At 60.6% G+C, this 22,101-nt stretch carries 20 protein-coding genes and 2 pseudogenes; 8 read left to right on the top strand and 14 right to left on the bottom strand.

The window, feature by feature from the left end; genetic code table 11:
• Positions 1-100: 100 nt before the first annotated feature.
• The 5 genes from ACFVTG_RS12625 to ACFVTG_RS12605 form a co-directional block, all read right to left on the bottom strand.
• Positions 101-757, bottom strand: coding sequence for a nucleoside/nucleotide kinase family protein (locus tag ACFVTG_RS12625; RefSeq protein WP_390280860.1), 657 nt, complete (start codon positions 755-757; stop codon positions 101-103).
• Positions 754-1,629: a sugar phosphate isomerase/epimerase family protein gene (locus tag ACFVTG_RS12620; RefSeq protein ID WP_390280858.1), complete on the bottom strand. Its 876-nt coding sequence runs from the start codon at positions 1,627-1,629 to the stop codon at positions 754-756. The genes ACFVTG_RS12625 and ACFVTG_RS12620 overlap by 4 nt, the downstream gene beginning before the upstream one ends.
• A 23-nt stretch (positions 1,630-1,652) precedes the next feature.
• On the bottom strand, positions 1,653-2,411 hold the full coding sequence (locus ACFVTG_RS12615; protein ID WP_390280856.1) for an ATP-binding cassette domain-containing protein: 759 nt from the start codon (positions 2,409-2,411) through the stop codon (positions 1,653-1,655).
• Positions 2,408-3,391: an ABC transporter permease gene (locus ACFVTG_RS12610; protein WP_390280854.1), complete on the bottom strand. Its 984-nt coding sequence runs from the start codon at positions 3,389-3,391 to the stop codon at positions 2,408-2,410. Before ACFVTG_RS12610 ends, ACFVTG_RS12615 begins: the two co-directional genes overlap by 4 nt.
• Positions 3,392-3,460: 69 nt before the next feature.
• Complete coding sequence (locus ACFVTG_RS12605) at positions 3,461-4,474, bottom strand: substrate-binding domain-containing protein (protein WP_390280852.1); 1,014 nt, start codon at positions 4,472-4,474, stop codon at positions 3,461-3,463.
• Positions 4,475-4,621: 147 nt separating this feature from the next.
• Between ACFVTG_RS12605 and ACFVTG_RS12600 the strand changes: the two genes are divergently transcribed.
• Positions 4,622-5,851 (top strand): ROK family transcriptional regulator, encoded by a 1,230-nt coding sequence (locus ACFVTG_RS12600; RefSeq protein ID WP_390280850.1) that lies wholly within the window; start codon positions 4,622-4,624, stop codon positions 5,849-5,851.
• Positions 5,852-6,438: 587 nt separating this feature from the next.
• Here ACFVTG_RS12600 and ACFVTG_RS12595 read toward each other — a convergent pair.
• Positions 6,439-6,825: a hypothetical protein gene (locus tag ACFVTG_RS12595; RefSeq protein WP_390280848.1), complete on the bottom strand. Its 387-nt coding sequence runs from the start codon at positions 6,823-6,825 to the stop codon at positions 6,439-6,441.
• Between the two features lie 311 nt (positions 6,826-7,136).
• Here ACFVTG_RS12595 and ACFVTG_RS12590 point away from each other — a divergent pair, with 311 nt between their 5' ends.
• Positions 7,137-8,030: a hypothetical protein gene (locus ACFVTG_RS12590; protein WP_390280847.1), complete on the top strand. Its 894-nt coding sequence runs from the start codon at positions 7,137-7,139 to the stop codon at positions 8,028-8,030.
• Positions 8,031-8,075: 45 nt separating this feature from the next.
• Here ACFVTG_RS12590 and ACFVTG_RS12585 read toward each other — a convergent pair whose 3' ends face one another.
• Positions 8,076-8,810 carry an NUDIX domain-containing protein gene (locus ACFVTG_RS12585; protein WP_390280845.1) on the bottom strand — a complete coding sequence of 245 codons (735 nt, stop codon included), beginning with the start codon at positions 8,808-8,810 and terminating at the stop codon, positions 8,076-8,078.
• 106 nt (positions 8,811-8,916) lie between these two features.
• On the opposite strand from ACFVTG_RS12585, the gene ACFVTG_RS12580 reads away from it, so the two are divergent.
• Both ACFVTG_RS12580 and ACFVTG_RS12575 read left to right on the top strand, forming a co-directional pair.
• Positions 8,917-9,990 (top strand): SPFH domain-containing protein, encoded by a 1,074-nt coding sequence (locus tag ACFVTG_RS12580; protein ID WP_390280843.1) that lies wholly within the window; start codon positions 8,917-8,919, stop codon positions 9,988-9,990.
• A gap of 7 nt (positions 9,991-9,997) precedes the next feature.
• The gene (locus tag ACFVTG_RS12575) at positions 9,998-10,900 is read left to right on the top strand and encodes a hypothetical protein (protein ID WP_390280841.1); all 903 of its coding nucleotides are present in this window, start codon (positions 9,998-10,000) and stop codon (positions 10,898-10,900) included.
• A gap of 500 nt (positions 10,901-11,400) precedes the next feature.
• On the opposite strand, the gene ACFVTG_RS12570 is transcribed toward ACFVTG_RS12575, so the two are convergent.
• Positions 11,401-11,853, bottom strand: coding sequence for a DUF3841 domain-containing protein (locus ACFVTG_RS12570; RefSeq protein ID WP_390280839.1), 453 nt, complete (start codon positions 11,851-11,853; stop codon positions 11,401-11,403).
• Positions 11,854-12,456: 603 nt separating this feature from the next.
• Here ACFVTG_RS12570 and ACFVTG_RS12565 point away from each other — a divergent pair.
• Together ACFVTG_RS12565 and ACFVTG_RS12560 are read left to right on the top strand one after the other, a co-directional pair.
• Positions 12,457-12,633, top strand: a complete 177-nt coding sequence (locus tag ACFVTG_RS12565; RefSeq protein WP_390280837.1) for a hypothetical protein — start codon at positions 12,457-12,459, stop codon at positions 12,631-12,633.
• 118 nt (positions 12,634-12,751) lie between these two features.
• Positions 12,752-13,159 carry a hypothetical protein gene (locus ACFVTG_RS12560; RefSeq protein ID WP_390280835.1) on the top strand — a complete coding sequence of 136 codons (408 nt, stop codon included), beginning with the start codon at positions 12,752-12,754 and terminating at the stop codon, positions 13,157-13,159.
• Between the two features lie 777 nt (positions 13,160-13,936).
• Here the strand turns inward: ACFVTG_RS12560 and ACFVTG_RS12555 are convergent.
• The 6 genes and pseudogenes from ACFVTG_RS12555 to ACFVTG_RS12530 all read right to left on the bottom strand — a co-directional run bounded on the left by ACFVTG_RS12555 (position 13,937) and on the right by ACFVTG_RS12530 (position 18,823).
• Positions 13,937-14,212, bottom strand: a complete 276-nt coding sequence (locus tag ACFVTG_RS12555; protein ID WP_390280833.1) for a type II toxin-antitoxin system Phd/YefM family antitoxin — start codon at positions 14,210-14,212, stop codon at positions 13,937-13,939.
• A 407-nt stretch (positions 14,213-14,619) separates the two neighbouring features.
• Complete coding sequence (locus ACFVTG_RS12550) at positions 14,620-15,999, bottom strand: PIN domain-containing protein (protein ID WP_390280831.1); 1,380 nt, start codon at positions 15,997-15,999, stop codon at positions 14,620-14,622.
• A 300-nt stretch (positions 16,000-16,299) separates the two neighbouring features.
• On the bottom strand, positions 16,300-17,019 hold the full coding sequence (locus tag ACFVTG_RS12545; RefSeq protein WP_390280829.1) for a hypothetical protein: 720 nt from the start codon (positions 17,017-17,019) through the stop codon (positions 16,300-16,302).
• 211 nt (positions 17,020-17,230) lie between these two features.
• Positions 17,231-17,500: a transposase gene (locus ACFVTG_RS12540; protein WP_390281082.1), complete on the bottom strand. Its 270-nt coding sequence runs from the start codon at positions 17,498-17,500 to the stop codon at positions 17,231-17,233.
• 386 nt (positions 17,501-17,886) lie between these two features.
• Positions 17,887-18,249: pseudogene (locus ACFVTG_RS12535) on the bottom strand (transposase); the annotation flags it as partial.
• Between the two features lie 424 nt (positions 18,250-18,673).
• Positions 18,674-18,823: a hypothetical protein gene (locus ACFVTG_RS12530; RefSeq protein ID WP_390280827.1), complete on the bottom strand. Its 150-nt coding sequence runs from the start codon at positions 18,821-18,823 to the stop codon at positions 18,674-18,676.
• 289 nt (positions 18,824-19,112) lie between these two features.
• Here ACFVTG_RS12530 and ACFVTG_RS12525 point away from each other — a divergent pair, with 289 nt between their 5' ends.
• Positions 19,113-19,628, top strand: coding sequence for a hypothetical protein (locus ACFVTG_RS12525; RefSeq protein WP_390280825.1), 516 nt, complete (start codon positions 19,113-19,115; stop codon positions 19,626-19,628).
• Positions 19,629-21,661: 2,033 nt separating this feature from the next.
• Positions 21,662-22,101: pseudogene (locus ACFVTG_RS12520) on the top strand (hypothetical protein); the annotation flags it as partial.

Raw genomic sequence — 22,101 nt, 5'->3', positions numbered from 1 at the left:
TGGATTGGGCACCAAGCGTGCTGAGGCGTCAGCCTCGCGGTCTGCGGCAGAGTCGGTAGGTCCTTGTGTGTCGATCCGCCTGCCGGACGGATCGGCACATTCAGGCTGCGCTGATTTCTTCGAGCGTGACGACGAGGTCGGCGTTGGCCCGTGTTGACTGAATCAGCCGGGCGTTTTTCTCGTCAACCGTCTGTACCCACGACTCTGCTTCGGCCGGGGTTTTGCCGAACTGGATGTGGCGTTGGATGAGGCGCTGGACCCGCAGGTCATCGTCTTGCTCGCAGTACCAGATCTCACTGCATTGGTTCCTGACCTCGCGCCACTCCGGGACGTCGAGCAGAAGGTAGTTTCCTTCCGTAAGAATCGTTGTCGCGGATGGGAAGACGGGGATTACGCCGGCTATGGGCTGTTCGATGGTGCGTTCAAAGCCGGGCGCATACACCACTGCCTCCCGTGGGGAGCGCAGCCGGCGAAGGGTGGCTGCGTATCCGTGCACGTCGAAGGTCTCAGGGGCGCCTTTGCGGTCCAGCAGGCCCAGGCGTGTCAGCTCCTGGTCCGAGAGATGAAAGCCGTCCATAGGCACGTGGGCGTATTCCTGGTGCTCGGGGTCGGGAATGTCCTTGTTCAGTTCCCTGACAAGACTTTCCACCAGTGTTGTCTTGCCGGCCCCGGGCGCCCCGACAACGCCGATGACTACAGGTGCCCGGTGGGAGGCGCCCAGGCTCCGGGCCCGGGTCAGGAGGTCCTCCAACGTCATCGGGTCGCCCGGGTGGCGTGAAGATGGTTGGCAATGAATTCGCGCGCGTGCACGGCGAGGTCTTCGCCGTCGGTCCAGAGGTTGCGCCATACCGCCAGGTCGTTGGACAGGCCGCGGGCCACGACGGCCGAGGAGAAGCTTTCGAACGTGATGGGCCCGTTGTAGTCGATGGCGGCGAGGGCGTGGAAGAAGGCGGTGAAGTCCAAGTGCCCTGATCCGAGGTAGCCGCGGTGGTTCTCACCGATGTGGACGTAGCCAAGCCGGTCTCCCACCTCGTAGACCGGCGAGACGAGGTCGTTTTCCTCGATGTTCATGTGATAGGTGTCGAGGTGGATCAGGACGTTGTCCCGGCCGATGTCGTCCGCTAGACGGAGCGCGTCGTGGGCGGTGTTGATGACGTTCGTTTCGTACCTGTTGCAGATCTCAAGACCCAGAGTCATGGACTTTTTAGCGGCTTCGTCGGCGAGTTCCTTCAGGACACGAACCACGTTCGCGCGGCCGGCCGCGGTCATGGGGGCACCGTATTTGCCGAGCGCACTGAAGAGCGCGCCGGTGAAGTGCGTTCCGCCCAGGTCGTGGGTGATCTGGAGGGATTCCTGCAGGAGCTTCGCTCCCCGCTCCACGGTGGCGGTGTCGTCGCTGGAGACGTCTGCGTCGAACGCCAGTCCCCTGGAGCAGACGACTCCAAGGTTGTTTTCCTCCAGCAGGGCCCGGGCGTGCTGCACGTTCAGGTTGATGGAGTCGTGAAGGGAGAATTCGACGAGGTCGTAGCCCGCTTTGGCCGTACTCGTGATGACTTTTCCGACGGATTCTTCGGAGGTGTCTCCTGCCCAGACGAGGGCGTGGACACCGAGGGGGTTGCTGTAAACCATGGGATTGTCTTTCGTGTTGTCGATTATTTTTCGCGGGAACCGGTGATGAGCGAGACGATCTCGTCGCCGGAGGTATCGGTGGTGCGGCGGCCTGCGACGCAACGGCCTGCGCGCATGACCCAGACCTGGTCGCTGAGCCGCATGACTTGGCTGAAGTTGTGGCTGATCAGAAGGACGGAGTGCCCGTCGTCGCGGAGTCTAAAGATCAGTTCTTCGACTTTCGCGGTTTCCTGGACACCGAGTGCGGCGGTGGGCTCGTCCATGATGACGAGCTTGGAGCTGAAGCCCGCAGCCCGGCAGATTGATACGGCCTGGCGTTGGCCGCCGGAGAGCCTGCGGACCTTGGACTTCACGGCCGGGACGTTGACGGCCAGGGTGGAGACCATCCGGTCTGCGGCTTCCTTCATGGCCCTCCGGTCCAGGAACCGGACGGGTCCGATGCCGCGGGTCAGTTCCCTGTTGAGGAACAGGTTCTGCCAGACCGTCAGGTCATCGACAAGGGCGAGGTTCTGGTGGACGGTTTCGATGCCTGCTTCGCGGGCGTCTTCCGGGCTTCGGAAGTGAACCGGCTCGCCTTCGAAGGCAATCGTGCCCGATTGGGCCTTGTGGATTCCGGAGATGCACCTGACGAGGGTTGATTTCCCTGCGCCGTTGTCGCCCACGAGGGCGGTGATTTCTCCCTCCGCCAGGGTAAGGCTCACGTTCTGGAGGGCCTTTACGCTTCCGAAGGCGAGCGAGACGTCCTGAACGTCGACGATGGATTTGGTCAGGGTGGTGGTCATTTCTGGAACCTCGAGAGCAGGGCGGCGAGGATGACCACGACGCCGACGGCAAGGGGCTGATAGAACTGCGAGACGTTCATCAGGGTCAGTCCGTTGGTGAGAACTGTGAGGAGCAATGCGCCGACGATGGGTCCGAAAACGGATCCACGTCCGCCGGTGAGGCTGACGCCACCCAGAACGACGGCGGCGACCGAGTTCAACAGGAACGTCGTGTTGGCTGCCGGTTCCGATGCGCCCACCCGGGCGATCAGCAGAATTGCGGCTACGCCGGCGAGGATTCCTGAGATCGTATACACGGCGATCTTGACGCGTGCGGTGCTGATGCCGGTTGCCTGGGCAGCCTCTTCGGAGCCGCCGGTGGCGAAGAGGTGGGTTCCGAAGCGGGTTCTGAAGAGGACGACGTGGGCGATGATTGCGATGATTGCTGCGACGATGAATGGGTTCCCGAAGATCAGGACTCCGTGGGTGGAAAAGTTGATCAGGTCGACGCTGGTGATGGACGTGGGCTTGCCGTCGGAGAGCACGAGTGCCAGTCCGGAGGCGACGGAGAGGGAGCCGAGCGTCACGATGAAGTCTGTGATCTTTCCTTTGGCGATGAGCACGCCGTTGAGCACGCCGACAATTGTGCTGGCAACGACTGCGGAGACCATGCTCACGAGGAGTCCGGTACCTTGCGCGTAGGCGATGCCAAAGGCGATGACGCCTAGCGTCATGGTTGAGGCGACGGAGAGGTCGATGCCGTCGCTGAGGATGACGAAGGCCTGCCCGATGGTGAGAACGATAAGGATCGAGGCGGCGATGAGGATCGATTGGATGTTTCCGACAGTCAAGAACACGGGGTTCAGAGCCGTGAAGACTGCAACCATAACCACGAGCCCGATAATGGCTGCATGATCGGCCCAGAAGCTGATCCGCTTCAGATCCTGGTACCAGGCACCTGATGCTGCGGTCTTCGCGCGGGAACGGTCAGGAGTGTTCACGGGGCTCGGCGTTCCTTTTGACTGGGCCGGGGGATGGTGCGAAATGGAGGACATGATGGAGATTCCCTGCTACTTCTTGAACGGGTTGTCGTAGGGCGCAAAGGGAGCCGGTGCGCTCTTCAGCGCCTCGCCGACGTTGTCCTTGGTCACGAGGGCCACGGGGGCTTTGACGGATGCAGGCAGTTTTTGCCCTGCCGCAGCCGCCTTACACGCCTGGACGCCCATCTCGCCGATGGCGTAGGGGTACTGAGCCACGGTCGCCGTGAGTTCACCGGACTGTACGCCGGCAAGACCCTCAGGGACGCCGTCGACGCTGATGATGGCAACCTTTCCGGTCAGGCCGGCGTTTGCTACCGCCCGCGCGACACCCAGGCCCATGACATCATTGGCGACAAAGAAGCCTTTGATGTCAGGGTTGGAACGCAGCAGGTCCCCGGCCTTGGTCAGTGCGACCTGGCGGTCCCAGTCTGCTGACTCAGTCTCAAGTACTTTGGCTTTTCCGGCCAGACCCTGGGTGAATCCGGTGACCCGGTCGCCGCTGGTCACATCACCGGCGATCCCGCCGATGATCCCAACCTTTTCGCCATCCTTGACGAGTTTCGCCATCTGCTCTCCGGCCAGCTTTCCAGCGGAAACATTGTCAGTGCCGATGTATGTGTCCGGCACCGCATTCGCTGCTTTCGCGGCCTTCGGATCCACGGGGCTGTCAATGTTTACGACAGTCTTGCCTGCGGCCTTGAGCTGCGCCACACCCTGGAGCAGGTTGTTGCCGCTGATGGGATTGATGATGAAGCAGTTGAAGTCCTGGCCGGCGAGGGAAGAAAGCCGGTCGGCCTGGCCGCTCGTGTCAGTAATATTCTGGGCTGCCTGGACGGTGACGCTTCCATCGGCGGCCTTGATTCCTGATTCCATCGACTGAAAGAACGGGTTGTCCAGGCCCTTGATGACTGCTGCTGTTTTGGCCGGCCCCGAACTGGCGCCTGCGCCGACGGGAGTGCCGCCCATCGTGCTGCAACCGGCCAGGGACAAAACCCCGACGGAAGCAGCAGCAACGAAGATGAGTGAGTTCTTGAGGTGTGGCATCTTTGCCCCTTCTGTTTTTGAAAAACATATGAACGCCGAACTAACGTCTCCTGATAGCATAACTATGTGATGTGAGCCACGCAACCTTTTGCGAAGAGCGGAGGTTAAGATGGTCTGCAGGCTAAGAAATGGCGGTGAACGACAGATATGAGCGCCCAACCAGCGTCGCCCCTGCCTGAGGCGACGACAGGAACCCTTGAGATTCTGGATCTGCTTCGATCAGGGAAGATCCTGACCAAAACGGAGATTGCGGCACAGACCGGGTTTTCACGGTCGACCGTGAACCAGCGGATTGACAGCCTTCTTGAGGCTGGCCTGGTGGTCCCGTCCGGCGCAGAATCAACCAAGGGCAGGCCTGCCGGATCGTTCGCTTTCAATCGGACGGCAGGGCAGTTCCTGGTCGCAGACATCGGAGCCACTGCAATGCGCATCGGCCTGTGTGATCTGACTGGGGCGATCCTCGACGAGGTCGAGCTGAAAGTCGATGTAACGGACGGACCAGACGTTGTCCTGGGCATGGTCAAGACCGAATTTTCGTCTCTCCTAATGCAGGCCGGAGCCGGACCGGCAACTGTCCTGGGAGTCGGCATCAGCGTTCCAGGGCCGGTCGATACAGACACTGGACGGGTCGTTCACCCCCCAATCATGACCGGCTGGGACGGATACGATATCCCCGGGTCGTTCCGCAACGAATACAACTGCCCCGTGATCGTTGACAAAGATGCCAACGCCATGGCCTTCGGTGAGCAGCAAACGACATACCCCCATGTTGAGCACCTGCTCATGGTGAAGATCGGCACCGGAGTCGGTTCCGGACTGATATCCGATGGCAGGCTCCACCGGGGCGCGGACGGAGCCGCCGGTGATATCGGCCATAACTATGTCCCCAAGCCCGCCGGCGTCGAGAATGAACCCGAGTGCAGATGCGGTAACACGGGATGCCTCGAAGCCTACGCCGGCGGGTGGGCGCTCCTAAGGGACCTCCAAGCCCAGGGTCTGGAGCTGGCAACGGTCGATGAGGCCGTTCGACTCCTGCGCAGCGGAGAACGAAACGCCGTGCGCCTGGCACGGACCGCTAGCCGCCTACTCGGCGAAGCCATCGCAGTCACCGTCAACCTCTTCAATCCCCGGGTGGTTGTGATCGGCGGCCAGCTAGCAGCCGCCGAGGAGTACTACTTTGCCGGCATTCGCGAAGCCGTCTATCGACGCTCACTGCCGCTGGCTACCCGCAGCATCGAAATAGTCGGCTCGACGCGAGGAAATCAGGCTGGTGTCATCGGGATAGCGTTGTTGGTCGCCCAGAGCGTCTTCACCCAGTACCCACTCCCGCACATAGAAGCCGCCCGGGAGCCAGCGCCAGCACGTCAGCCCGCCTAATTTTCTCCTCGCTTCTTCTCCACGCACGGTGACAAGCAGCACCGCCGCCGACTTGCACAGCGTCGAGGTTCCGAGTGTCAAGTGTCGCTAATGCAGAATTGGAGGCTGGGAGGCCGCCAGTAGTGCGCCATTGCGGCAACGCCACTCAGTACGGTCGCTCCGAGGAGCACGTACAGCATCGCTCATGATCCATGGAACCGGCATACCGCCGACAGTTTGTCCTGTCCTCGTGCGCCAGATCACCCGATCGCTCTTGGCCCCGCTGCGTAGAATCACCACTTCTCACGTCCTCACATGCCCTGCATCCTTCTCTTGAAGCACCAGTCCCTCACGAAGGATTCAACCGCGTTGCGCGCCCGACGAAAAACGGCAAGTCCGCTTCGATCTGCCGGCAGAACAGGAATCACGAGCCCGTTGTTCGCAAAAGGACCTCGGAGACCGTCAAGTATTTGGCAGTCCCCCAGGTCTTTCCGGCCCGCGCTCCCGCGATGCTCCCCTCAGCGTGGCGGCAGATCTCGCCTACATCACCGACCGGCTGCTGCTGTACCTCATGGGTGCCCGTCGTCCGACGGTCGGTTGTGTCATCGTCAGATCGGCATGACCGCGGGGTCGAAGTCAGGGAACACCGAAGGCTTTGGACAGCGAATTTCGCCGGTGGACGCACCGCGCAGCCGCAACGCGTAGCTGAGCAGGGCATGATCGATCCTGGCGATCCGGTCGCCTTCCACCAGGGCGTCTTCGGAAGGGTTGTCGATGGCCCAGATGATGGCAGAGCGGCCTTCGTAGCGGGCCCGCTGGGTGAAGATCAGCTCTGCCTTGCCGATCTCTGCGGGACTGTTGAGTACGTACGGGTCATTTGTCGTCTCTGCGGACGATGCCCATATGACATGGCTTCGGAGAACACCCTTGAGTCCATCGGGGCTCGTGTAGTGCCAGACCCGACTTTCATCGATTTCAACTTCCGCAGTGCCCACGATCGCAAGACTAGTCGCAACGGGTTAATCGAGTCGCGCGATCGCGGGCGTATCCAGTGTCCTGGCCACCGGTAGCCGGTTGACTATCGGGCGCCGCAGCATCATCCTGAGCTTGCGGAATCCACGCAGAAATGAAATATAGTACGGGTATTATGCCATTTAGGATAAAAAATCAACCACAACCGGCCGCGGTAAAGCGGGTAAAGTACACTTCCGGAGAGCCGGAACATGGTCGAATGCGACTCGCCATGTATAAGGCATGGGGCGGAAAATGCTACTGGTGTTTGCGTCCAGCGGAAGATTCCACATACATGGAGATCGACCACATCCTACCCCGGCAGGGATTCCAGGCTGCGCTGGCGCTCTTCAATATGCCGCCCTCACACTCTCTGGACGGACTCGAGAACCTTGCCCCCATCTGCGCAGCAGGCTCTAAGTGCAACCAGAGAAAAGGGAACGCCGTCAAGGAGCGTTCAGGAGCAATTGAAGATGCACTTGAACGAGCTTTGAAGTTAAGTGCTCCGATTAATGCAGATATCGAAAGAATGCGCACTGCCCAAGGATTTGAAAGCGCCTTAGTTAAGGCTCTCACCGAAAACCCAGAAATACAAAGAAGGTCATTGACCAATTACGGTCCTTTGCTGGCAAAGAGAATCCGGGCCATCGATGAGCGACTGCTCGAAAATTTCGAAAGCACGGTCATCCTGTCCCCGAATATCGACAACGGATATATTCCTGATTTCATGGTGGATGGATGGACCGACGACTTGGACTTGGTACTAGATTCCACAGGTCGATTTGCATTAAGAGTCGCTAAGGAAATACTTAAACTAGATCTAGTGGAGGTCATCTCGGGATCACTGGAATCTATGGTAGGCGAACTGGATGAAAAGGTTGAGGAGATCGGATTCGTTGATGACGCCGACCTTACCGGCTTTTCGCTGGTCGGTCCCCGTCACATTTCCCTAGGCTCGTTGAACGCAAAATTCGGCACTGGGGCAATTCTAGAAGTTTCCGTAGAGGGCCACATATCGTGCGAGCAAAACTCGCCATTCACTTCAACTAATGTGGACGGTCTTCTGCTGGACGGGAACTCCACCGTCTCCGTGGACGGAAGCTTCACGGTACGGCTGGTCTTCGGAAGTGTCGACGATGATCCTGAAATTGAGTTCGATTTGGACAAAATACTGATCACCAGAATCTGACCCGACGTGCGGTCGCCAGACTGCAGCCGCCCGGAAGACAAGGCATCACTTGCGTGGTCGCATGAGGGGCGGGTTGAGTACGGCCCTAGTCGGCTGACCGGCGGATGGGCGGGCTGCCTGGGCGAGCCGGAAAAGGCCTGCCGGGCGACCGGCGTCGCCCGCCGTCATCCTTCCGGTGTCTTCGAGAAAGCCGGGCGTTCCGGTGGCTTTGCGGTGGAAATTCCGGGGGTCAAGGCGGGTCCCCCACACGGCTTCATACACGGCGCGGAGCTGGGCGATGGTGAATTCCTCGCCGCAGAACGCGGCCCCGAGGGGTGAGTATTCGAGCTTTGATTTCGCCCGTTCCAGGGCGTCGGCGAGGATCCGCTCGTGGTCGAAGGCGAGCTTCAATTCACCCTCGAGAATCTGGTTGACCGGGTACCAGGCGGCGTGTTCGGCGTCGCTCCCGGCAGACAGGACGGGGAAGTTGGGTGCGAGGAGCAGGTGGGCGACGGTCAGCACATCCCCGCGCGGGTCGCGCCCCTGCGGGCCGTAACTGCCGAGTTGCTCCAGGTGCCCCGGGATCTGCTTGACGCCGGTTTCCTCGGCCAGTTCCCGTCCTGCAGCCGTGACTAGGTCTTCACCGGCCAGTACGAAGCCGCCCGGCAGGGCGAGTGCGCCGCGGAAGGGCTTGATGAGGCGGGTGATCAGCAGGATGTTCAGGACGTCGTCGGAGACGGTGAGGGCGACGACGTCGACGGTCACCGGGAAACGCGCGGGCGCCGGGTAGGACTTGGGCATGGACCCATCCTAGGTAGTTATCGTCATCTTGACAATAAATCGGATGCGAGCCTATCGTTTGATTATCGTCAGATTGACGAGAATCTTGAACGATTAGGAGAATCCCATGGTCAGCATCAAGCGCTACCCCTGGATCAGCCACTTCCTGGGCAGCCCCACCGGCTACGTCGTGCACCTCCAAAAAGGCACAGTCAGGCACCAGGGGGTGGGCCAGGCGTTCTGGTACCGGCCGGTGAACTCCGTGCTCAGCGAGGTTCCTGTGGATGACCAGGAACTGCCCACGCTTTTCCACGCCATCACCCGTGACCATCAGGACGTGAGCGTGCAGGCGAACGTGACCTACCGCTTCATCGACCCGGTGGCCGTGTCTGCCCGGCTCGACTTCGCCCTCCAGCCCGCCGGGCCTGGGGCAGGCACGGCGCAGGCGACCGGCAAGGAGCAGGTCGCCACCATCATCGGCCAACTGTGCCAGAGCCACGCGATCGACCAGATTGCCACCACCACCCTCGCCCAGGCGCTGGAGCGCGGCGTCAGCCAGCTCCGCACCGTCCTCACCGACGCCCTCCGCGCAGATTCCCGGCTGGCGTCCACGGGCATCGAGATCCTCGGGGTGCAGGTCCTGGCGGTCCGGCCGGAGTCCGACGTCGAACGGGCGCTGCAGACGCCGGTCCGGGAACAGCTGCAGGCCGAAGCGGACCGGGCCGTGTACGAACGCCGGGCCGTCGCCGTCGAGCGCGAACGGACCATCTCCGAGAACGAAATGGCCAGCCAGATCGAACTGGCCACCCGCAGGGAACATCTCGTCGCCCAGGAAGGCGCCAACGCACGGCGCGAAGCCGAGGAAAAAGCCGCCGCAGGACTCATCCAGGCCCAGGCCGGAGCCGAACGCCAAGGCATCAACGCCACCGCCGAAGCCAACCAGATCCGGCTCGTCGGCGAAGCCAACGCCGCGCACGAGGCCGCCACCATGGAGGTCTACCGCGGCATGGAACACGCCACCTTGCTCGCACTGGCCCTGCGCGAGGCAGCCGGATCCCTCCCCAACATCGGCAACCTCACCATCACCCCCGACCTGCTCACCGGTGCCCTCGCCGGACTGTTCCAGAACCCCGCGGTCGGTACAGTGCCCGTCGCCGCGGCCGGGACGGTGGCCGGCACCACCGGCCGGGCCGGGAAGTAGCTCTGTCATGGCCAACCCCCGCCTCGTCATCGTCCACCGGCGCACCGAACTGCAGGAGCTCCTGGACCGGCACGCCACCCGAGGCCAGGCCGAATTCTTCCTCCACACCAGAGGCCGCACCATCCAGGAAGTCCAGTACCACCACGACCGGCTCATTACGGCCCTGGCGACCATCCGCGCCGCGGTGCCCGCCGAATGGCGTCACGCCGACGTGGAACGCGCTGACCTCAGCCGCTTCCTGTTCACAGCGGAGGACATCATTGCCGTCGTCGGCCAGGACGGACTTGTGGCCAACACGGCCAAATACCTCAACGGCCAGCCTGTCATCGGGATCAACCCGGAGCCGGGCATCAACCTCGGCGTACTCGTCCGGCACACCCCCGACGTCGCAGCCAAAGTACTACAGGACTCTGCCCCCGCCGGGCTGGCGGAGCGGCTGGCCTGCCAGGAATTGGCCACCGTGACGGCACGGCTCGACGACGGCCAGCAACTCTCCGGACTCAACGAAATCTTCATCGGCCACGCCTCGCACCAATCGGCCCGGTACCGGCTCACGGCCCCGGACGGGCAGACCGAACGCCAGTCCTCCTCCGGACTGATCGTCTCCACCGGCACCGGCGCCACCGGCTGGTGCGCATCCATCGCCCTCGAACGCGGAGGACGCACCCTACCAACCCCAACCGATCCCCGGCTCGCCTGGTTCGTCCGCGAAGCCTGGCCCTCCCCGATCACCGGAGGGTCGCTGACCGAAGGTGCCTTGGAAGCGGGAGAAACACTCCGGATCACCGTGGCCTCCGACCAACTCGTGGTCTTCGGAGACGGCATGGAAGAAGACCGCCTCACCGCATCCTGGGGCCAAGAAATCACCGTCTTCCTGGGCGAACGACCACTCCGGCTCGTGGCGCAATAACTATTGCCGGGGCAACCCCCAGGACGCACTTGTCGACCGGCCCGGTATTGTCTCCGCCCGGGCAACCGGCGATGAGGGTTGCTTTCACCCGCCGGTCATGGGCCGGGAAGTATAAAGAATATAAAAGGTATAAAGGCGTATAAAAGGTCAAGCAGCGGCAGCAACGGATCGGCCCAACATGGCGAGGCCAGCGACCCTGACCTTGCCGCACCGGGATGAGCGCAGCGATCCGTTCACGCTGGCCTTGGATCGGACGCCCGGAGAGGCAATTGCCCCATCGACGTTGGCGGTGTCATCCCCCGATATGGCGGGAACATCCACGTCGCGCCCGGCAGCGACCCGTCGATGAAGTATTCGAGACGCTGCATGGTCGAGAGAACCTTCGGTCGCTTCAGCGCCGTGACCCGTGCACAGTCCAATGCTGTTGGCCCTGCCCGTCCGGTCGTACGCGGAGCCCCATCCGCACCCCCCGATTCAACTGGACTCATGGGACGGCAAGCTCAGCGCTGGATTCTGACGGCTTCCACGACGTCTTCCACGCACAGTGTGTGCATGGTGGCCTGCCAGGACTCGAAACGACCGTAATTCCCCGGGTCAAAGATGCTCTCCCAGCCTTGCTCGACGTCGGCTCTCAAATCCGCCGGCCAGGCCTCGATTCCCGCACCCCAAGCTCCTGCGGCCTTGAGCCTGTCCACGAAATCGTCGTACCTTCGATCCGTGCGTACGGTGTAGTCTTCATCGCTTTCGCCTGGGATCTCCGGGATATGAGGGAACTTGTTCAGGACCGAATGCCAGTCGCCATAGTGGGAGAGCAGCACACGTTCCCGCGGCACCCTGCAGGTCAGCAGAACCTGCCCGATGGAGTGCCTGCAACTGTCCACCAGATCACGGCGCGTGATCCGGGCCCAAAACCAGATGGCCCCCTCCCCGGCAGTGGTGAGCCGTGCTGCCATCTGCCGGTAAGCCAGTCGTAGGCGTCGACAAGAAAAGGATCGATACGGGAAGGATCAGACACGAGCACACCTGCCGAACAGAGCGCATCGAAAGCTTCCTCGCTCTGAAGGGTGTGGAGAAGCAGTTCGTCGGCGGAAATGTCGTAGCCAATCCGCCCCGGCGGGACGGCATCCGCAGGGGTGGCTTTGCTGATTGGAAAACTGGTCACGGCAATATCACCGCTGAGAACACCGACAGCGGTCGCCAATTGTGCAAAGCGCCTTTGCACAATCGACCTATCAGCTGCGATGGCGTTCGGTGGGACAAAGCCGGACCGGGGGACGCCAGCAGCAACTCGATAAGCAGCGATCAAGGTCTAGGCTAGTCGCCATGGAAGACGCTCTCGTCGAGACCACCGGCGGCCGGAAGAACCATGCGATGGTAGGCCGGACGCTCATCCCAATGACTCCGGATACATTGCTGCTACGACTCCAGGGATACGAGACATTCCGTCCAGGGCCACGGCCCCTGGACCCTCTCACCAACGGTGATGGTCCCCATTTGCCCCCGGACGACTTCGGATCATTCGACACGGTGTATTCCGCTGAAGGGAGGGAAAATCAGTGGAGAAAAAACCATTCCTGACCAGGGACGACGTGCATCGCATCCGGGCCACCATCGACGCGGACTATCAACGCGACGTGAAGAACCTCACCGACGATACGACGGATGACCTCGGGCCCATCCGGATCGCACCTTCGGCACCGGAATCCGAGACCACATCAGGCAAAACCCCGTAAAGATGCCGAGGAGCTGGCCGACAGGCCGCCCCTACCCAGCCAAACCCGTGCCGGTAACCGCAGCAGCGGCTGGAAGTGGGAACTCCGGACTGCGGTCAGTCTTGGTTAGGGTGTGATCATGGCCATGACCGACGAACACCGGCTGAGTTCGCGAAGGACCGCCGAGATCATCGGTCGCGAGCTGGCGAACGGAGACGTTGATTTCGCCTTCCGGATCATGGTCACCGCCATCGCCGACTTCCGTCAAACATCACCGTCGAATTATGAGGATTTCCTGATAGCCCCGGGCTCCACCGGATCCCTACGGTGGGACACACTGCTTGCCGCGGTCGTTGGCCGCGAAAGCGATCGGCTCGGAATCCCAAAGCCTGCCTGGACGCAACCTAAGCCCCTAGCGGAAGAGTGGATTGTCACGACCCTGCCGAACGCCACCGAACGGTGGCTGGCCAGAATCAAGTCCGGCACCCCGGTTGAATTCTCCCGGCTAGGCATCTGGATCCATGCCCGGGATCTGGAGACCATGTAACGCGGCCAGTCTGCGCAGGGCCATTGCGCTGTCGGAGTGTGATGTTCATCCCGCGGCAATGATGACGTGCCGACTGGGGTCTATCGGGTTTCAACTTAGCCCGCTCTTGGCCAGGACCTGCGCGCCGTCTACCATGTGACACAGAAGGGCCGTCGTCCTAATCAGCCGGCCCTTCGGATGTGGAGCGTCACTAACGCCAGTAGTGGTCAATAATTCTGACCACTAAGGGCATCAGGGCCGAGATAAGCACCGCACAGGTTGTCAGCCAGCGGCGGGCTTTCTCGGCCCTTCCCACGAAAATGCGGACCGGGGTTCCTCACCATATTGCCGCGCCCGGAGTCCTGAGATCAGTGCGGTTCGCTGCCCGTCATGATGCCTTCGTTTCAGAACTCCGGAGGGTAGCCAAGTGATTTCTTCGCGAGACAAAGGGAGATCGCCCCCTAGGCCCAGGTTGTTGGCGCAAACCCAGACGTCCAGCTGAGCCCTGCCCCGCGCGCCCAGCACACCAGGACAATCTACGATTCGACTCCTCACCTATCGCCGGGCCCGATTCTTCACCTGCAGAGGGTGGCTTTCATGTCCGCCGCTCTCGAGGACGCCCAATGATTCCTGCCGGAAACCAAACCCCGGGAGCCTGGCCGGTTTCACGTTGTGGGTTTGCCGCAGATCAGGGGCCCGGAGCGGTCTCGGTGACGGCGTCCGGACCGACGCCCGCACAGGCGGGGGTCATTCGCCCCGATTTATCCAACGGGCCGACCAACCCGGCACGGCAGGAGTTCACCCGTCAGGGTCGGCACGCAACTGTTCCAGTCCGCCCCCATCGTCTGCACTCATGGCGGCACGGTACTGTGCGAAATCTCGCGCCCCCTCCAATTGTTCAAGCAACTCACAATCCGCAGGCCCGACCAGCACCGCCAGAACCCTGCCATTCCTCGTTATCTGGATCCGCTCGCCCTTGCCTGCTCGCGCAATCACGTCCTTCAGATTCTTCCGTAGGTAAGAGATTGAAACGGAGGAAGTATCCGTGCTTATGGAGACGTTCTCATCGGTCATAGCTTCCATTGTCCACAAGGGTGTCCCTGTGCCCTCGGGATGGAAGAAAGTCCGACAGGTCGACAGTTGAGCAAGACCGCATTCCATCGCATCGCTTTGAGATCAGGCCTCTTGCGGTTTGCTGCTCTCCTCGGACCGAATGCAAAGACTGGTTGGCCGATGAGCAACCCAGACTGGTAGAAGCAAAAAGACTCATACTTCTCAGCCATGTCGGACCACCTTCCGACCCCGGAACGATGCGGCACCTCTACTAGACGAGAAGAGGGCCTATCCGCTGCGAGCCGCCATCGGGGGCTGAGCATGATACTAGCTTGCTGGCAGATTTCTACAAGCCGCCACTTCGAAAGGTCTTTAGTACTTTTGGGAGCTATTGCCGAGGAGTTCAGACACCAAACGTGGATGAGATATCAGTTGTCCTTGCCCATGGCGCGGGCGTAATAGCTGTCCGGGCCGTAGCCGGAGTCGTCGTCTTCACCCCGCATGGTACGGCGCCACTGGGGTTCCTCGAACAGCTGGATCCTGGCGCGAGCCTCGTTGCTGCCGAATCCAGCGCGGACGTGGAGAGCGATGAGTTCCGCCCGAACAACTTCCAGACTGTCCCGCAATCTTGACCGTTCCGGGTCATCCGCTTCCGTTCCAGCTTCTTCTCTGGCCGAAATGTGCCTAATCAGCCGCTCCAATCTGGCCTTAAGTTCGCCTAAACGGACATAGTCGTCGTAGGGCAAAGACTCACCCAGGCCTGCTGGTTGACCGATCTCGGCTAGAGAAACCGGGCGCATCGATTCTACGAACCGCTCGCCCGTCATCACCGTTTCCCGAAGCTGCCGATAGTAGGCTGCCTCGCCGGCCCGCTGCTGGGCTGCGTCCTCCCGAAGCTGCCGATAATAAAGGGCCTCGTCGGCCCGCCGCTGGGCTACGTCCTCCAGATCTTCACGGGCGGCCTTGATAGCTTCGGGCGTCGTCTTGTCGCCAACTTCCTCAGCGGCGTAATCGAAGAACGACAGGCCGTTATACAGATGGATGGATTGGCCGTTCGTGAACTCCCGGAACTCGTTGACAAGTTCAGGTCGTGGCATTATCTGCTTTCCATGGGCAGAAACCCACCAGTCCTCTTTTGCGTCTTCGGTGACGAGGATGATGTCCAGCTTGTTTTCCTTCGCATGGGTCATGACCTGCTGCCAGAGAACATAGTCGCCATACTGGCGGTTTCCAGGTTTCTTGCCTAGATCCATGTAGCCCGGTGGAATTTTGTTGGCAAAACGTTCAGCGCCAATTTTGAAGAGCTTTTTCAGCTCTTCTTCCGTGGGCTTCGGACCGATCTTATCGTCGGACAACAGCTCCGAGAGATGGTTAAGAACGGGGTCGTCAGCCGTTGGGGCGTTTCGGGTGGCCACGGTCGCGCGAGCATCCTTGAGCTCCTCCAGGAGATCCTTGGCTGCATCCACAAGGGCTTTGTGCTTTTCGCCGGCGGCTAGGTGCGACTTCCGTGGGGCCTGACCGATGGTGTTGACCAGCTTGGTGATTGAATCGATCTGTTCGTCGTGAGCGGACGTGGCTCCCGCGCGTACGCCCGCACGGTTTTCGTGGTACTCCTGTACCGCTTGGAAGGGTACCCAAAGCCTGTCGCTAAATGCCGAGGCCAACCTTAAGTACGTTGTAGAGGTTTCAGGCTCATAGCGGTGGAAGTCCAAGAGCACATTGGCATCAAACACGATAGTGGCCGATGACCAAAGCGCCCGGATCTCCTCTTCAGACGATGCGTAGTAGCCCTTGAAGTGTTGTTTCATCGTAAGTACTTCCTCATCGCGACATATTCTTCAAACCCCAACCTACATTCGCCGGGCCTTCACAGTGCTCGGCGGTAAGGCGTACGTACAACCCAAATGGCGTCTTTCAGCCGGGATGCTTCAATCTGTCAAGCTCATTTTGGGCCGATACCGGGCAGCTCTCCACTCTGCGGATCCTCAGCTTGGATTGCACCGTTCGCAGAACTGTCATAACTGACCGTTTATGAGAATCACAGAAGGGGAAAACCACAGAAGACATGGGCGGAGGATGGCTGAGGGGGCGAGCGGCCCAACTTTCTCTCAGGCGAGGGTCAGGGTCGACCGGAAAGGTTGATAAGCCGCCTCGATACCCAGCCGCTTGTGGAACTCCTGGGCAAACGCGTCGGCCGTGCGCCATGCCCAACGACAACCGGCATAGCCGAACAGCTGATCGGGGAACAACGGGTTGCCGGCCGACGTGAATGGGTGCGGTTGGAAGTGTGTACCGCCGAGAAAGCTCCGCAGATTCCTCTCGAAGGTCCTTAGTTCGCTTCCAACCTCATGAGGGCCCTCCTTGAAATGGATGAGCTTGTTGCGGACACCGACCAGTGCGTTAGCTGGCTGGTACGGCGCGTTGCCCTTGTCCATCCGCTCTTTGCCAAGAAGTGCCAGAACGAACTGGTACTTGTCTAGCAGTCCAGCGCCCTCTACTAGATCCCAAGTGTCCTCGAGCTTGCCCCGGTCATCGCGTGACAATAGCCCACCTACGTAGGGGAAACCATCTCCAACAAAGTTGGGGCGAGTTTCGTCGCTCAGGGCCATGCTTGCCGATAGGAACACTTCGTTGATATTCGCCTCCATGAACATGACTGAGGAGACGATAGAGGAGCTCGCGAAAGCCCAGTGCTCGTCCGTTGCTGTTGCGGCTTCGGGGCTTCCCTGCGCCAACGCAGGGTGGGACTGCTCTCGTTCTCGACACTGCCGGGCCATCAGGACCGCAGTTTTGGCGTTACTGATCGAGCTCCACTTGAACAAGGTCACCCGTATGCTGTCGCTGATCTTGATCCTGGACTCCTGCTCATTCGTGACCGTTGGCCTGCTCCTTCGACGTCTAATCATCCAGCAGCATTGTTGCACTCCTTCGCGGCGCGTGCCGCGCGCGGCGAAATATCACGGTCTACCGCGCCCCCGCCGACAACGACGTCTGACAAGGATTGGACCGGGCACGGCCCCTTTCGGGCGTATTCGGTTCCTACCCCTGGGAAGCGCTGTGTGAGCAGTTGGCTGCCGACTGCCCTCCCTCCTGGAGTGCTCGGTAAATTTGCCGGGTGATGTAGCGCTTGAGGCTGCGGATGATTTCCTTCTTGTTCCGTCCTTCGCCCGTTCTGCGGACTACGTAATCCCTGGTGTCTTGATGGCAGCGCATTCTGACGATCGCGATTGTGTGAATGGCCTTGTTGAGCTGGCGATCGCCGCCACGATTGAGTCGGTATCTGGTCGTGCTTCCTGATGAAGCGGGGATGGGGCATGTGCCGGCAAGGGCGGCCAGTGCGGCTTCTGAGCGGACACGGCCTGGATGGACCAGGCGGTGAGGATGGCGGCTGCGCTAACTGGGCCTACGCCCGGCAGATCAAGGAGAGCAGGGCGGCTCTTTTGGACCAGTAAAGCCAAATCGGTCACGTTCTGCTCGAGTTGGTCTTCCAATGCGAGGATTTGTTTGGCCAATCGGCTAGCCTCGGAACGGCTCACGCGGGTGCCGATGCCTTCTTCCCTGGTCCTCCACGCTGCGATGGTTTCAACCGTTTTCGCGGTCAAAGACTTACGGAGGTCGATTCCTAGGTCCACGACTCTGAGCAGTGCCATTAGAGAGTTGATCGCCGCGGTTCGCTCGCGGACCATGGAGGTCCTGGCGACGGTAAGGACTCGTAGCGCCGTGTGATGTTGGCCGGCGCGTGGCTCCCGAAGCTCATCGGTCTCTATTCCAAGGACGGCCCGCGCCGCTCGAGCTGCGTCGATGCTGTCTGACTTTCCAAGCTTTCTACCGACCCGACGCTGAGGAAATGGTGCCTCGACTACTCGCTAGTCGCCTTGCGTTGCCAGCTGACGCAGCTTGGCTCCGTACGATCCGGTTCCTTCCATGGAGAGCAGCACTCGCCCGCTATCGCCGGTGCTGCGTCGTGAAATCCAGCGCAGGGCCCGGCTCATTCCTGCTGTCGTTGAAGGGAACGTCTCGTTGGCGATCTCGGCACCGGTGAGAGTGGAAATGATCACAAGGGTATGGGTTTTCGAGTGTGTGTCGATGCCGACAACATAGTCTTAGGTTTGCGCGACGACAGCCATTTTGTACCTCCTGCAGTTCCTTATGATGAGTGCGGGTATCGGTCAAAAGGCGTACTGCGGGGAGTCTGGGATGGGCCACAACCTTTGGGGCTGGACAGGCTTCTAATCAAGCGACCGCAGTAGACAGAACCGATGCTGGACTTTGGACGAGCGGGCAAATCCCGGCAAGCGCACCTCACAGCAAAACCAGAGGGCAATACGACACAAGAGCCACGCTCGTCCAAAGTCACAGCACCAGCCGGTCTCAGACCGGCTATTCAAACAGTCCCAGACGACACAAACCCAGCGCGCGTGGTGGGCCACCATCGGAACGTCACCAGGGCAGCTAGCCGGCCGACTATGCTTTCCCTAACCCCTAGTATTGGTCCGTCCGGATCACAATTTCCTTGCTTCCCTTCGGAACCAGTTTCCGGGCCTCGGTAAGGGCCTGTTCGTAGGTTTCGGCGGTGCTGCTGACTTTGCTTGTTGTGCCGTCGTCGGCTTCCACGGTCAGGGTACCTTCCACTCAAGAATCCTGTTCAACCGGGCACAGTTCTTCTCGCTTGGTTAGGTCCACTGGGCCGGGCGAAGCAGCTGCACGAGGCATTCTTCGTAGGAGCCCATTGCTTCATCGAAAGTTCGAAGATTCAGCCCGCCGTATCGGCGGGTCACAAGGTGGCATAGCAGGCTTGGAAGGACCGGCCAAGACAACTCCGCACAGGCCTGTCCGCCGCAAACCGCAGCACTTTGTGCACACCAACGGATGGTCTATCGTCGCGTAGCAAGGCACATTTTGGGATGACAGGGAACAGACGATGGCCCCACCTTCAGGACCTTCCGACCAGCACGAGACCGGCGACACCGAGCGTGCCCGGTCGGCGGAACCGATCGCAGCGTTGTTCCGGGCATTGGAGAGCGTGGACGGCGAAGTCTCGCCGCAGCTTGCCCGGGCGGTTCAGGCCACAATCAACGTGGTGACGAAAATCGGTCAGGAGTTCGGGCTTCTCACGGAGAGTGAAGCCCGGGGCGCTCTCGGACCAGGGAACGCCACGGATATGCCGGATTTCGGGGTCCGGTATCGTGGCGAGACCTTGTACCCGGGATTCCTCTTTGAACCTTCACCCGACGGTGAGTGGCCGATGAGAATGCGCCCGCTCTTGAAGGACTTGAAGAAGATCGCCGAAGCGTACGGCTGGGGTGGCCAGGACGTCGTCTTTTGGATGACATCTCCGACGACGTGGTTCGCTGACCACGGCCGCCCCGTCGACCACCTTGAGGAACCTGCCGCGGTCATCGCCGCACTCACAGACGAAGCCGGCATCCAATGGTGATCAGACCGCGAGTAATCGCGAAGGTTGACCCAAATCGCAGCGCCGGTACTCTTTTCTATGTGTCACCACACCCTTTCGTGCACAGGTTCGGTTCGCCGCACTACGAAAGGAAACCATGCTCCACTTACGCTATACCGATCAGTCGAGTAACGAACAAGGGATAGGCCGGCCGAGGCCTTACCTTAACAAGTTGCCCTATATCATCCGCGACGATGGCACATGCCCTCACGGCGTGAATGAGTACATGGAGTCCTTAGCCACGCTCGGAGCCGCAAGCGATGCCCTAGTGCGTCATCACTGTCGCGCAATCCATGCGTGGGCTACCTTTGTCGAGGAAATCTGCGGCAAGTCCATATGGAATGCGATCCCGGACGACTTCGCTAGGTACTACGTTCATCTGACAACGGCTGGACACCGGCAAGACATTTCCCGAGCTGCCTGGCTCCGACTAGTCGGACCCATCACACGCCTGTATACCTGGGGACAGAGAAACGGCTTGGTCATCAGCGCCCTGCGTCCTTCTCCAGACTGCGGTCCTCCGCGATCGCGGCCGGTCAGCGCCACGTTAGAGTCATCCGTCGCCGCAATCTCCATTAGGGACTTCAAGATACTCAGGGACATCGGGTTCGGAGCCGGTCAGACAGAATCACCAGAAGTCAAGGGCACCGCGACTGGCACCACAAAACGGGACTCCGCGCTGCTCGAAATGATTTTGAATGCTGGTCTCCGCACGACAGAAGCATTCAGCCTGAGAACCTCGGACCTCGAAAACATCTCGCTTAGTCAATCCGAACTCTGTGGAAGATTCAACCTGTCGGCGTCCTGGAAGGAACCGTTGAATCGGACGGTTCATTTGAGTCAGCGAGTTTTGGATCTAGTGCTGGACTACATCGAGACCGAAAGACGGTACTCCGTGAGGGCCGCCCGCAGGGCCGGGCTCTACAACGATGACTCACGGTGGTTCTTGGCAAAGGTCACTGAATCGGGTCATCTCCGGGCCGCGGCAGGCGCATCGATCAATTGGGGAGCTCTTGCTCTACACGAAAAATCAGCGATCCTGCTGGAGTCCGTGACTGGAGAACGCGAACCGGCCCTCCTCTGGCTAAATGAGCTTGGAGTCCCGCTGAACTCCACCGCGTGGAACGCGGCTTTCAGACGGGCGGTGAAGCGGTGCCGAGATCAAGGACTTCTGATCCAGGCAGGTCCTAAGTCGCTACGTCAGGCATGGCGCCAAAACATGGAGAATGAGTTGGGTGGAATCGCGCCGGGCCGATTCAACGCTCCATTTGGAGATCCCTTATTGCTCGCGCAGTCACTCGTCCAGCTCCCCTGGAGCAAGACGGGGCACCCAATGGACCGGCTGCGGGATGTGGCTCTAGATTTGGTCGAGCGTGCCACACACAACTTCTCCGAGACCGTCAGCAAGCCAGCCCGGACCAGGTAGTGGAACGGGCGTCCATATTGCTCATCGTGGCTTCCGAATCTACGGCGCAGTCAACAACCAACTCGATGTCGATCGGCGCGCGTCTGGTCCCGCCCCCGCGGATCCACAGGGGTTCCACGGCCAAGGAGTTCAGATAGGAGGCCACCGGGTCGTAAGTCGACGTTAGGCGATTTCGATGCGAGCCACACGGTGATGAACCGCGGCTGTTGCTTCGCTCAGAAAGGATTCCATCCGGCCGACCCAGCGACGGGAGACGACAGACGCGGCTCGGCACGTTGTGGCCGTCGGGTGGTTCTGGGGCCCTGAATGGCGTGTCTTAGGTGTCCCAACGAACTGGTAGCTATACGCACTAACCAAGCGGAACACCAACGCCAGAAACATGCCAGTCGCTGGAGATTGGTACCGTGTGCACACAACAGAACTGGACGCCGAGAGTGATCAGCTCAATCAATCACGACCTCCACGAGCGGTCGCCCCGACCTCGAAGGTCCGTGCTGCCGGCCTTACCTGCGATCTTGGGCAAAGACCCCGGCCTCAGAGCGCGAGTAGGTCGGGCGATATTGTCGGAGGCGTCCACTAGCCTATAACCATGAGCGAGTTCCATGCATCGTGGACGGAGGAAGACTCCAAGATGGCCGACCTTGTAAACGGCTGCGTGGAGCTTGTCACGTCATGGCAGGAACGAATCAGAAAACAAGATGAAGTAGAACCCGGAAGCCTTCTAGACGCGGACGACAGTCCCGAACGGATAGTAAAGGGTGCCGTTCGGGACGCTGCACGGTTTGGCATCGTAACCGCCGTCGAACATCTCGGCTCGGCGATACGCCTGCTAAGGGCCGGGGAGCATTTCATGTTCGCGCCGTTTCAAACGCTGACCCGGTCGGCTTTGCTCGCGGCCGGAGAATCGATCTGGGTGCAGGCAAGCACTCCGCCAATAAACAGACGGCGCGCGCTCTGGGTCAGGCACGATGAACGCAAAAACCTCCGGACTTTTCTCATGGATCTCACCAAGGACCCCTCTTTCGCCAT

The organism is Arthrobacter sp. NPDC058127, assembly GCF_042884555.1.
Lineage (GTDB): Bacteria > Actinomycetota > Actinomycetes > Actinomycetales > Micrococcaceae > Arthrobacter.
This window is presented reverse-complemented; position numbering and strand designations above follow the sequence as displayed.